12 protein-coding genes are annotated in these 10,398 nt (G+C 69.2%); 4 read left to right on the forward strand and 8 right to left on the reverse strand.

Annotation, left to right across the window (positions count from 1 at the left end):
* Together QZV94_RS19040 and QZV94_RS19045 are read right to left on the reverse strand one after the other, a co-directional pair.
* Positions 1-925: PQQ-binding-like beta-propeller repeat protein (locus tag QZV94_RS19040; RefSeq protein ID WP_293680429.1), on the reverse strand; the 925-nt coding region annotated here is incomplete at its 3' end.
* On the reverse strand, positions 922-1,692 hold the full coding sequence (locus QZV94_RS19045; protein ID WP_293680431.1) for a tetratricopeptide repeat protein: 771 nt from the start codon (positions 1,690-1,692) through the stop codon (positions 922-924). The genes QZV94_RS19040 and QZV94_RS19045, both read right to left, overlap by 4 nt.
* 304 nt (positions 1,693-1,996) lie before the next feature.
* Here QZV94_RS19045 and QZV94_RS19050 point away from each other — a divergent pair, with 304 nt between their 5' ends.
* The 3 genes from QZV94_RS19050 to QZV94_RS19060 are packed head-to-tail and all read left to right on the forward strand — an operon-like array spanning position 1,997 to position 5,995.
* Positions 1,997-2,974, forward strand: a complete 978-nt coding sequence (locus QZV94_RS19050) for an HlyD family secretion protein (RefSeq protein ID WP_293680433.1) — start codon at positions 1,997-1,999, stop codon at positions 2,972-2,974.
* A gap of 5 nt (positions 2,975-2,979) precedes the next feature.
* Positions 2,980-4,491, forward strand: a complete 1,512-nt coding sequence (locus tag QZV94_RS19055; protein ID WP_293680435.1) for an efflux transporter outer membrane subunit — start codon at positions 2,980-2,982, stop codon at positions 4,489-4,491.
* Positions 4,469-5,995 (forward strand): DHA2 family efflux MFS transporter permease subunit, encoded by a 1,527-nt coding sequence (locus QZV94_RS19060; RefSeq protein ID WP_293680437.1) that lies wholly within the window; start codon positions 4,469-4,471, stop codon positions 5,993-5,995. Before QZV94_RS19055 ends, QZV94_RS19060 begins: the two co-directional genes overlap by 23 nt.
* A 7-nt stretch (positions 5,996-6,002) precedes the next feature.
* Here the strand turns inward: QZV94_RS19060 and QZV94_RS19065 are convergent, their stop codons facing one another.
* The 6 genes from QZV94_RS19065 to QZV94_RS19090 all read right to left on the reverse strand — a co-directional run bounded on the left by QZV94_RS19065 (position 6,003) and on the right by QZV94_RS19090 (position 9,973).
* Positions 6,003-7,118, reverse strand: coding sequence for a hypothetical protein (locus tag QZV94_RS19065; RefSeq protein ID WP_293680439.1), 1,116 nt, complete (start codon positions 7,116-7,118; stop codon positions 6,003-6,005).
* Positions 7,119-7,278: 160 nt separating this feature from the next.
* Positions 7,279-8,106, reverse strand: coding sequence for a 3-methyl-2-oxobutanoate hydroxymethyltransferase (panB, locus tag QZV94_RS19070; RefSeq protein ID WP_293680441.1), 828 nt, complete (start codon positions 8,104-8,106; stop codon positions 7,279-7,281).
* Position 8,107: 1 nt separating this feature from the next.
* Positions 8,108-8,482 (reverse strand): hypothetical protein, encoded by a 375-nt coding sequence (locus QZV94_RS19075; protein ID WP_293680443.1) that lies wholly within the window; start codon positions 8,480-8,482, stop codon positions 8,108-8,110.
* On the reverse strand, positions 8,475-9,071 hold the full coding sequence (locus QZV94_RS19080) for a sigma-70 family RNA polymerase sigma factor (protein ID WP_293680445.1): 597 nt from the start codon (positions 9,069-9,071) through the stop codon (positions 8,475-8,477). The genes QZV94_RS19075 and QZV94_RS19080 overlap by 8 nt, the downstream gene beginning before the upstream one ends.
* 22 nt (positions 9,072-9,093) lie before the next feature.
* On the reverse strand, positions 9,094-9,474 hold the full coding sequence (locus QZV94_RS19085) for a DUF6249 domain-containing protein (protein WP_293680447.1): 381 nt from the start codon (positions 9,472-9,474) through the stop codon (positions 9,094-9,096).
* Positions 9,475-9,625: 151 nt separating this feature from the next.
* The gene (locus QZV94_RS19090; RefSeq protein ID WP_293680449.1) at positions 9,626-9,973 is read right to left on the reverse strand and encodes an ArsC family reductase; all 348 of its coding nucleotides are present in this window, start codon (positions 9,971-9,973) and stop codon (positions 9,626-9,628) included.
* A 12-nt stretch (positions 9,974-9,985) separates the two neighbouring features.
* On the opposite strand from QZV94_RS19090, the gene QZV94_RS19095 reads away from it, so the two are divergent.
* Complete coding sequence (locus QZV94_RS19095) at positions 9,986-10,234, forward strand: DUF2164 domain-containing protein (RefSeq protein WP_293680451.1); 249 nt, start codon at positions 9,986-9,988, stop codon at positions 10,232-10,234.
* Positions 10,235-10,398: the final 164 nt, after the last annotated feature.

The following is a 10,398-nucleotide window of genomic DNA, read 5'->3' on the forward strand; positions in this document are numbered from 1 at the left end:
CGCCCGGGTAGATCACCGGCCGGCCGGGAATATCGCGGATCTCAGCGAGCGCGCTGGTCCGGCTGGCGCGACTGAGCGCCTCGTTCCACAGGTCGTTGCCGTTGGCGGCGCGCAGGGCCACGAGTTCCCCCGAGCCGAACGCCGCCACCACCGTGTCGCCGGATACCGCTGGGCTCGAAGCCGACAGGATGCGCGCGGATTCCGAGAGCGCCTGGTAGGTCCAGGATGGCCCGCCCGTGGTCGCGTCGAACGTCAGCAGCGTGTTATCGAGCGCCACCACAAAGACCCGGCCGCCGGAGACGGTGGGCGCGCCATGGATGGCTTCGCTGGTCTTGGCCCGCCAGCCGATCGCGCCGGTCTTGGCGTCGAGCTGAAGGACTTCGCGGAAGCCGGAGGCGACGTAGAGCTTGCCGTCCGCGTAGGCCAGGCCGCCGCCGAACGCGAGCCGGTCACGCTTGTTGTCGCCTGGCGCGATGTGGGTGCGCCAGACCTGGCTGCCTGAGCGGGCGTCGATGGCGGCGACCCGAGCATCGGCGTCCATCACGAACACCTTGCCGTCCGCGGCGACCGGCGGCGCGGTAAGGTAGCGACCGCGCTTGGACCCGGAGCCGAAGTTCTTGCGCCAGGCGACGTCGAGGTTCTTACCGGCGGAGACGTTTCCGACGGACTGCTCCGGCGTGCCACCGGGCAGCGGCCAAGCCTCGACCGTCTCGACCATGGGCAGGGCGAAGTCGACACCCTTCAGGGCCTCGGCTGGAGCCAGCACCTGATCGGCCGGGATGATCGAGATGCGCTGGCCTTCGCCGGCCGCCTCAGAGGGCGCATCGTCCTTCCCGCCGAATGGGTTCAGGCTGCTGATCGTCGAGCAGCCGCTCGCGCCGAGCGCCGCGACCATGAGGGCGGCCAGGATGGTCTTGCGCGTCATTGCGGGGTGGTCACTTGCGGTTGGCCGCCGGGACCGGCGGGCGGCATGAGCATCGACGGGTCGATCGGGGACGGCGGCGGCTGGGCGATGGCGGCCTTGACGACGGCCGGAACCGCCTTGGCCGAACCCGCGTCGATGAGCCCGACCGCGGCCTGGGCCCGGGCCTGGACGCCCGGGGATGCGTCGAGCGCCTGCGACAGGAGGACGAAGTCGCTGCGGGCGCCCTTCAGGTCGCCGGCCTTCAGCTTGGCGAAGGCCAGCGCCTCACGCGCCTGCACGCGATACGGGCGGCCCTCTTCCATCAGCGGCTTCAAGCGCCCCTCCATCTCGGACAGGGGGGCGGTGTCGAGGAGGGCGAAGGCGGATTTGAGGCGGGCGGCGTCGCCGATCAGCGGATCCGGCGCCGCGTCGGCGGCCTCGTCCAGCAGCTTCATTTCGCCGGCCACGTCGCGCTTCTCCTTGGCGAACGCCGCCAGATGCATCAGCGACAGCGCCTTGTAGGCGCCGGCGGGCGATTTCGAGGTGGCTGTCCACAACTCCCGCGCCTTGTCCGGGTTGCCCGAGCGCATGGCTTCCATCGCCTCGGCGTATTGTTCCGAAGCAGCGTCGATCTGCTTGGTCCGATAGACGTCCCACCCCCAATAGCCGAGGGTGGCGACCAGCGCGATGGCGGCGAACCCCAGCAGCCATGGCAGCGCCGTGCGCGCGAAGCGCCGGTATCGGTCGGAGCGCAGCTGCTCTTCGACCTCTTCGAATAGATCCGTCACCTGGGGGAACTCCGGGGCCCGCGACTGTCGCTGAACGAGGCCGGAACCTATAGCGGGCCGTGCTCCGTCTCAACCCTGTGCGAAAAGCGGGTGCAGGGAGCACGCGACGATGGCGCGCCGCGGCGCTTGCCGGACGTTGCGTCGGGGTGAAAAGGTGCCTCGCGTGGGTCGGGTCCGCAGGGCATCGCGATCGACGGCAGTGGGGGCGTGAGGATCAGTGAGTGTCGCGGAGGACGAGCAGACGGCTGTGGCGGGCCGAGGCCCCTTGAGGCGCACCTCACGGCGGCGTTGGGCGATCATGGCGTTGGGTCCCCTCGTGATTCTCGCCGGGCTGGCCTGGCTGTTCCTGACCAGCGGCCGGTTCGAGGCTACCGAGGACGCTTATGTCCAAGTCGCCAAGACGCCCGTGGCGCCCTCGATCGGCGGCCGTGTCGTCGAGATCTATGTGAAGGAGAACCAGCCCGTCCGGCGCGGCCAGGTGCTGTTCCGGCTGGACCAGCGCGACCTGAAGGCCAGCGTCGACCTGGCGATGGCCCAAGTCGCTGACGCCCAGCTGGAAGTCGGCCAGGCGCAGGTCGCCTACCAGCGCGAACTCGCCAACGTGTCCGGCGCCCGCAGCAACCTGGCGTTCGCCACCCGTGAAGTGAGTCGCCAGCGGCAGCTCAACGCCGTCGGGGCGGCTTCCGGGCAGGCGGTCGACCAGGCGGTGCATGCGGCCGACCAGGCGCGCGACCAGCTCGCGGTGGCTCAGCGACAGGCCGCGCTGGCCCTGGCGGCACTGGGAGGCGATCCGGCCATCGGCGACGGCGCGCCGGCCGTGATGCGGGCCAAGGCCCAGCTGGCGCGCGCGCGGTTGAACCAGGACTTCGCGACCGTCGTGGCGCCCGCCGACGGCATCGTCGCGCGTGTCGATCAGCTCCCGGTCGGCGCCTATCTGAACGCCTCGCAGACCGCGTTCTGGCTGCTCTCGGGCCGGCCGTGGATCGAGGCGAACTTCAAGGAAGACCAGATCGGCCACATGCAGGTGGGCCAGCCCGCCGAGATCGACGTCGATGCCTATCCCGGCGGGGCGCTACGCGGCCATGTGGCGAGCTTTGCGCCCGGCACCGGTCAGGCGTTTTCGGTCCTGCCGGCCCAGAACGCCACCGGCAACTGGGTGAAGGTCACCCAGCGACTGCCCGTGCGCATCGAGTTCGACCGCCCGCCGCCTGAGCGCGCCGGCCGAGCCGGCCTATCGGCCACGGTCAAGGTCGACGTGCGCAGCGCCTCGGCGGCCAAGTAGGACGCATGGTTGCCGCCCTCGCCTCTCGCCTCTCCGTTGTCCTTGCAGGGGCAGCGCTGGCCCTCTCGGCCTGCACCACGGTAGGGCCGGACTTCACACCGCCCGCGCCGGTCAGCACGGCGACAGGCTACGCGATGGCCGGCGACCGGCCGGCGCCGGCGGTGGTCCTGGATCCGGATTCGCGCGCGGCCGGGCCCTGGTGGCAGGCGTTCAACTCGCCGGCGCTGGACGCCGCCATCCGACAGGCGCTGGCCGACAGTCCCAGCGTCGCCGAGGCCCGCGCCACCCTGGAGCGCTACCAGGCCGCCCAGCAGGAGGCCGCCGGCGAGCGCGGCCCTCAGGCGGAAGCCACCGCCAACGCCCAGCGCCAGAAGTTCAACCCTGCCGCGTTCGGATTCAAAGGCGCGACGGACACGCCCGGATCGATCAGCTTTGGTCGCGCCCGGACCTTCGACCTGTTCAGCCTGGGCGGCCGCGTCAGCTACGACCTGGACCTGTTCGGGGCCGGCCGCCGTCGCGTCGAGGCGGCGACAGCACGCGCCGAGCAGGCGGCTCACGAAGCTGACGCAGCCTTCCTGGCGCTCTCCGCCAACGTGGCCATGCAAGCCGTGCGACTCGCCGGCCTGCGGGGTGAACTCACGGCGCTGGAGGCGATCGTCACCGATGATCGCACCCTCCTGGACCTGGCGCGCAAGTCGTTTGCCCTCGGTGGAATCCCCCGCATCACGGTGAAGCAGGTCGAGGTCCAACTCGCGGAGGACGAGGCCCTTCTGCCGCCGCTGCGCCGCCGTCACGACGCCGCACGCCATCAGCTGGCCCTGCTGGTCGGCCACGCGCCCGCCGAATGGACGGCGCCGGACTTCGAGCTCCCGCACTTCACCCCGCCTGCCGTGACCCCGGTCAGCCTGCCGTCCGCGCTGGTCCGCCGACGCCCGGACATCCTGGCCGCCGAGGCCGAGTTGCACGTCCGAACGGCCGCGATCGGGATCGCCCGAGCCGACCAGTACCCCAACATCGTGCTTTCGGCGAACGGGGCGCTATCGGCCCTCGACCCCGTCGACCTGATCTCCCTCGACTCAAGCGGCTGGACCTTGCTGAGCGGCTTGACCGCGCCGGTCTTCGACGGCGGAGCCCGCAAGGCGCGAACGCGCCAGGCGGAGGCCGAGGCGCGTGCGGCGCTGGCCCGCTATCGCCTCACTGTCCTGCGCGCTTTCGTGGAGGTGTCCGACGCCATGGCCGCCCTCCAGACCGACCAGCTGCGACTGGACGCCCTTACGCAAGCGGTGGCGTTGAGCGGCGACGTCGCCGACGTCACGCTCGCCGCCGCACGATTGGGCGCGCGAACTGCTGGCGATGTCGTGCAGGCGCGTCGCCAGCTCTACCTCGACCGACGCGACCTGTCGCAGGCCCAGGCCGAACGGCTCTCCGACCTTGTGGGCCTGTACGCGGCCTCGGCGGCCGACTGGCGCGACGCCGCGAACGCGGGAGGGTCTGATGGCGCTAGCCCAGGACGTTAAAAACCGCATCCCGATCACCGGCTCGCTGATGCTGGCGACGCTGATGTACACGCTGGACTCCACCATCGCGAACGTCGCCCTGCCTCACATGCAGGGCAGCCTCTCGGCTTCCCAGGACGAGATCACCTGGGTGCTGACCTCCTACATCCTCGCCACCGCCGTCATGACGCCGCTGGCCGGCTGGCTCGCCCAGAAGATCGGGCGCAAGCGCATGCTCGTCTATTCCATCATCGGCTTCACGATCGCCTCGATGCTCTGCGGCCTCGCCCAGAACGTGCCGCAGATGGTGGGCTTCCGCGTCCTTCAGGGCCTGGCCGGCGCCGGCCTGATGCCGCTCTCGCAGGCGACGATGCTCGACATCTTCCCGATGGTCATGATCCCACGGGTGATGAGCATCTGGAGCTCGGCGGTCATCTTGGGCCCGATCGCAGGGCCGACCTTGGGGGGCTGGATCACCGAGGAGATCGATTGGCGGTGGGTGTTCTTCATCAACCTGCCGGTGGGCATCCTGGCGACGTTCGGCGTTATGCGCTTCATGGGGCGCGATCCGGGGGGTCGCGAACGGCCGTTCGACTTCATCGGATTCGGAGGCCTGATCGCCTTCGTCGTCGGCCTGCAGATGATGCTCGACCGGGGGCCGGGGCGCGACTGGTTCGACTCCAAGGAGATCTGGATCGAGGCGGGGATCGCCATCGCGGGCCTCTGGGTCTTCATCGTCCAGACGGCGACCGCCGAGCACCCGTTCTTCCACCGCGACTTGGCCAAGGATTCCAACTTCATCGGCACCACGATCTTCAGCTTCTTCGTGGGCGTGCTGATGTTCTCCACGTCCGCCCTCCTCCCCTCGTTCATGCAGAATCTACTGGGCTACTCGGCCACCCAGGCCGGCGTGGCCAGCATGACCCGCGGCCTGGGCTCCCTGGTGTCGTTCCTGCTGGTCCCGACGGTCATGACGCGACTGGGTCCGCGGACCAGCCTTCTCGCCGGCCTGATCCTCAGTATCGGCAGCATCTGGATGATGGGCCAATTCAACCTCGAGATGACCTCCCAGCCGATCCTGGTGAGCGGGTTCATCCAGGGCCTAGGCACCGGCCTGCTGTTCTCGCCGCTCAGCATCCTCGCCTACGTGACCTTGCATCCGAGCCATCGGGTCGAGGGCACCATCGTCTCCACCATGGCGCGCAGCCTGGGGTCCAGCGTGGGCATCTCGATCGTCCTGGCCACCGTGTTGCGCAACAGCTCCGCGGGACACAGCGAGCTCGCCGGTCGCATCGACCCGTCGAGCCCGATGCTGCGGGATCTCCTGCCGAGCATGATGGACCCGAACTCGTCGACCGGCCTGCAGATGCTGAACGGCGAGGTCACCCGCCAGGCCGGCATGCTCGGCTACGTCAACATCTTCATGTGGATGGCCCTAATCACCTGCATCATCGTGCCGGCCGTGATCCTTCTGAAGCCGCCGCGCGCGCCGCCTTCCAACACGGTGGAAATCCACACCGAGTAGCCGTGATCTACCGCAGCTGCCGCGCCTCGGCAGTGGCGGCATCGAGCTTGCGGATCCGCTGGGCGTAGAGCTCAGCCAGGCGGACGGGGTCGGAGATGGGGTCGCGGGCGGTGCGCCAGGCCAGCTGGCGCTGGCGCAGGAGCGCCCGGTCCTGGTGGGCCTCCAGCGCCTCTGCATAGGCCTGGCGCAACGCCTGCTGCAGGCGCCGGAGCTCCTCGTCGCTGCAGATCTGCCGGTCGGCAGGGGTCGGCTCGGCGGCGCAGGCGTCGGAGGGGGCCGAGGCCGCCCGCGCCACCGCCAGCTGCGGCGCTTCCGCCGGCCTTCCCGGCTCCACGGCCTCGATGGGCGCCGCCTCGGTCTCGACGGCCGGCGCCGCCGCGGTGTCCGGCGGCGCGAGCTCGACGGACAGGGCGGCAGCCGGCGCGGCTGGCGGCTCGGGTGCGGCAGGGGCTGGCGCCACGGTGGGCGGGGTCGACGGAGACGCCAGGGCTGCTATCTCGACCGGGCCAGTCGGCGCGATCGCCGCGGACAACACGTCGGACTCGGCGCCGAACCACCAGCCCAGGGCCACGCCCGCCGCCGCGCCCGCCACGAAGCCTGCGGCCAACCCACGGCCAAGGCCGCCGGGCGCCCGACGCCCCCTCACCGGTCGGGGAGAAGGTACCTCGAGGGGTTCCGGATCATCGTTCCAGACGCCTCGCGGTTGCGGTTCGACGGATGGGGCCGCCGGTTCGACGTCAAGGCCCGCAACACCGGCCGCCATGGCGTCGGCCAGCGTGGGCGCCGGCGCGGGCTTGCCGCGACGCGCGTTGCGTTTAGGGGGTTCGGAGACAGGCGCGGGCGGCTTCGCGGCCTGCGGCTCCGCTACGGGCGCGCGCCACCCGGGCATGGGCGGCACATCGTCCTTGGGGTCCATCGGATCGCCGAGGTCGATATCGATGATCCGCGGCTCGGCCGGGCGCAGCATGCCACGCGCGCCGTTGCGTTCGGGCCGGGCATCCCGTCGGGCCGCCATCTCCTGGAGGATTTGGTAGGCAAGCTTGGCCTCGCCGCGCCGACGGCTCGCGTCGAGCATCTGCCGGAGCTCCGGCCCGCTCAGGGTGGAGAGATTCACTTGCGGCATCGTGTGACGTCCTGGGCGCGCTCAAACTTCACTCGCCAGCGCCCGTCACCTCACCAGCAAACGCAATATTGCGCCGTTGCTGACCCTTGGGAAGTGGGCGCGACGTTGTGGAACAGGACGCTCTGCCTGGGCCACTGGCCCCGGGAAACCGACGCCGCGGCTAACCCGCCTTGGCGAAGTAGATCTCGGCAGGTCCGGGGAACCTGCGCTGGCGCACGTCTTCGGCATAGCGGCCGACAGCGCCGCCGATCTCGCCGCGCAGGTCGGCGTAGCGGCGGACGAACTTCGGGGTCCAATCGAACAGGCCCAGCATGTCGTCGGTGACCAGGATCTGGCCGTCGCAGCCGACCGACGCCCCGATCCCGATCGTGGGCGCGGCGATCGCCTGGGTGATCTCGCGAGCCAGACCCTCGGCGACGCCTTCCACGACCACGCAGAAGGCGCCCGCGTCCGCGGCGGCCCGGGCTTCGTCCAGGATCTGCTGGCGCTCGGCGCCCACCCGGCCCTTCGCCTTGAAGCCACCGTCGACCATCACCGCCTGAGGGCGAAGACCCACGTGGCCCATCACCGGGATGCCGCGCTTGACCATGTAGTCGATGTTGTCGGCTACGGCCGGCCCGGCCTCGACCTTCACGGCGCTGCAGCCGGTCTCCTTCATGATCCGCGTCGCATTGGCGTAGGCCTCGTGCGGCGAGCCCTCGTAGGAGCCGAAGGGCATGTCGACCACGACCATGGCCCGCTTCGAGGCGCGCATGACTGCCTGACCGTGCAGGATCATCATCTCAAGGGTCACCCCAACAGTGTTGGGCAGGCCATGGATCACCATGCCCAGGCTGTCGCCGACCAGCAGCAGGTCGCAATACTCGTCGAGGATCTCGGCCATCGGCGCGGTGTAGGCCGTCAGGCAGACAATCGGCGTTCCGCCCTTGCGCGCGGCGATATCCGGTGCGGCGATGCGCCGGACGGCATCCTGGCGATGACTGGACACGTCAGATCTCCTCGATCACCCGTGAGACGACGAAGCCCATGGTGATCACGGCCAAGCCCACAGCGATCCACACTCCATAGCCCCCGGAAAGCGCCGAAACCATGTCTGCGCCCGGGGTGACACGCGCCAGACCCTGGCTGAGCACCCGGGCCGACTGTTCAGCGCTCTCGACGCGCTCGAAGACATTGGACATGAGGAGTTGGCTGGCGCCGACGACACCCCCTGCGAGACCCGCAGCTCCGATCAGCCAGCGCCGGGCGGTCCAGCCTCGGTTCAGCCGTCGTTCGATCCGTTCGGCGAAAGCCTGGGAGTCGGCCATGTGCGGCGCGTCGCCGAACAGGCGTTCGAGGCGGCGTTCGAAATCGAGCTCAGCCATTCCCGCGCCTCCCTTCAAGAGCGGCGCCGTCGCCCTTTGCACCCTGGGGCGGCGCCAGTCGCGTTCTGAGCTTTTCCAGACCACGTTTGACATGTGATTTGACCGTTCCGAGCGGCAGGTTCAAGGCCTCCGCCGCTTCTCCATGGGACAGGCCCGCGCCGTAGCACATGGAAACACAGAGCCGCTCGGCCGCGGACAGGCCCTTCAGCGCCTCGTCAAGGTCGATGCGGTGGTCGGCGTCACTGGCCGAGATGTCGGCCTGCTCGACACCTTCAGCGGCGATGGCGGTCACCCGCTTGTCCCGCTGGATCCGGCGCAGGTACTGCCGCGCCGCGATCTTCTTGACCCACCCTGCGAAAGTCCCCTCCCCGCGGAACTCGGCGATGCGTTCGAAGGCGGCCAGGAACGCATCCTGAGCGGTGTCGTCGGCCTCGGCGGCCTGCGCCCCCATGCGGCGGAGCAACCCACGTACGGCCGAGCCGTGCCGCCGCACCAGTTCGCCGAAGGCGCGCCGTTCCCCGGCCGTGGCGTAGGCGCAGAGTTCTACGTCGTGAAGGCTCGCGAGGCTGGCTTGGATGTCGCCCGACATGGGCCTGATCCCCTGTCAGCGCCTATTTGGCCTTGTTGAGCAGACCGAGGGCGACAAACGCCAGACCGATGAAGATCGGGAAGCAGGCCAGGCCGAGCAGCGGGTAGAGCGCGTCGGGCCAGTCGAAGCTGATCGCCAGCCCCAGGGCCGCGAAGCCGACACCCACCGCCATCCAGACGATGCCTGTTCGAAGATCGCGCTGCGGCGACGGCGGCAGGGCCGGGCTGCGAACGTTGGTCGACATGGCCTCGATGACCTCCGTCGGCAACGGCTGGCCCTTCTCGATGGCGATCCGCAGGGTGTCGGCCATCTTCTGGCGCTCGACGCTCTTGAGGTAGCGCGGCACCAGGAACAGCGAGGCGATCGATCCGAAGATGATCAACAGAATGACGATCGCTTCCATTCGCGTAGTTCTCCTCTCCAACTGGGCGGGCGCCCGGGCCCGTCTCTGATGGTGAGAGCCGCTAGCCCTCTCGATCAGATGCAGGCGCCGGATGAAACCTTAGTCATGTTTGAGCCCGGCGCCTTCCCAGGCAAGACCGCCAGCTGGCCGCCTAGTCGCTCAGCGCGGCATAGGTGTCGGGCTTGAAGCCCACATAGAGTTTTCCGTCCGCATCCAGCACCGGGCGCTTGATCATCGACGGCTGCGCCAGCATCAGCGCGATGGCCTTGCCCTCATCGATGCCTTGCCGATCGGCCTCGGGCAGTCTTTTGAAGGTCGTGCCGGCGCGATTCAGCAGAACCTCCCAGCCAAGCTGGCGCACCCAGCCTTCCAGGGTCGCGCGGTCGATGCCCGCCTTCTTGTAGTCGTGGAAGTCATAGGCCACCCCGTGCTGGTCCATCCAGGTCCAGGCCTTCTTCATCGTGTCGCAGTTCTTGATACCGTAGAGCCTCGCCGTCATCGTGCGCCCGCCATGTCGAAGATCGAACTTCCCAAAGACACCGCCGAGGCGGCCGCGAAATCCCTCTCAAAGTACCTCAAGGACGAACTGGACCTCGACGTGAAGGGGTTCGACGCCGTCTTCCTGGTCGATTTCATCACCGAACGCCTCGGGCCGCACTACTACAACCAGGGTCTCTACGACGCCCAGGCCATCCTGGCGAAGAAGGCCGACGAGATCGGGGAAGCTATCCTGGGCGCCGAGAAGCCTGTGAAGCCCTGAAGCGCAACGAAGAACGCCGCCCCCTTTCGGGAGCGGCGCCGTCCAACGCGAGACTCTGGACTAGAACTTCTTTCGCACACCGATCTTGGCGGTGCGGCCGAGAGGGCTTCCGATGAAGGGATCGTAGCTGAGCTCCAGGCGCGCTTTGGAGGGATCCTCATCCA

Origin of the sequence: uncultured Phenylobacterium sp. (assembly GCF_902826855.1) — a bacterium.
In the GTDB taxonomy this organism is placed as follows: Bacteria; Pseudomonadota; Alphaproteobacteria; order Caulobacterales; family Caulobacteraceae; genus Phenylobacterium.

Coding starts and splice junctions, on each gene's coding strand:
- QZV94_RS19055 (WP_293680435.1), top strand. CDS start 2,980: ATGGTTGCCGCCCTCGCCTCTCGCCTCTCCGTTGTCCTTGCAGGGGCA.
- QZV94_RS19060 (WP_293680437.1), top strand. CDS start 4,469: ATGGCGCTAGCCCAGGACGTTAAAAACCGCATCCCGATCACCGGCTCG.
- QZV94_RS19065 (WP_293680439.1), bottom strand. CDS start 7,118: ATGCCGCAAGTGAATCTCTCCACCCTGAGCGGGCCGGAGCTCCGGCAG.
- QZV94_RS19075 (WP_293680443.1), bottom strand. CDS start 8,482: ATGGCTGAGCTCGATTTCGAACGCCGCCTCGAACGCCTGTTCGGCGAC.
- QZV94_RS19080 (WP_293680445.1), bottom strand. CDS start 9,071: ATGTCGGGCGACATCCAAGCCAGCCTCGCGAGCCTTCACGACGTAGAA.
- QZV94_RS19085 (WP_293680447.1), bottom strand. CDS start 9,474: ATGGAAGCGATCGTCATTCTGTTGATCATCTTCGGATCGATCGCCTCG.
- QZV94_RS19090 (WP_293680449.1), bottom strand. CDS start 9,973: ATGACGGCGAGGCTCTACGGTATCAAGAACTGCGACACGATGAAGAAG.
- QZV94_RS19095 (WP_293680451.1), top strand. CDS start 9,986: ATGTCGAAGATCGAACTTCCCAAAGACACCGCCGAGGCGGCCGCGAAA.